At 50.6% G+C, this 443-nt stretch carries 1 rRNA gene; it reads left to right on the top strand.

Annotated features, from left to right (window positions below):
• Positions 1 to 443: ribosomal RNA gene (locus ACTHTY_RS12030) — 23S ribosomal RNA — on the top strand; the annotation flags it as partial.

The following is a 443-nucleotide window of genomic DNA, read 5'->3' as shown; positions in this document are numbered from 1 at the left end:
GTAAAGTGTGCTGGAGGTATCAGAAGTGCGAATGTTGACATGAGTCGCGATCAAGCGGGTGAAAAGCCCGCTCGCCGAAAGCCCAAGGTTTCCTACGCAACGTTCATCGGAGTAGGGTGAGTCGGCACCTAAGGCGAGGCAGAAATGCGTAGTCGATGGGAAACAGGTTAATATTCCTGTACTTGATTCAAATGCGATGTGGGGACGGCGAAGGTTAGGTTAGCAAGCTGTTGGAATAGCTTGTTTAAGCCGGTAGGTGGAAGACTTAGGCAAATCCGGGTCTTCTTAACACCGAGAAGTGCTGACGAGTGTCTACGGACATGAAGTAACCGATACCGCGCTTCCAGGAAAAGCCACTAAGCTTCAGTTTGAATTGAACTGTACCGAAAACCGACACAGGTGGGCAGGATGAGAATTCTAAGGCGTTTGGGGGAACTCAGGCG

It is taken from the genome of Neisseria sp. P0019.S002 (genome assembly GCF_051957155.1).
Classification (GTDB): domain Bacteria; phylum Pseudomonadota; class Gammaproteobacteria; order Burkholderiales; family Neisseriaceae; genus Neisseria; species Neisseria perflava.
This window is presented reverse-complemented; position numbering and strand designations above follow the sequence as displayed.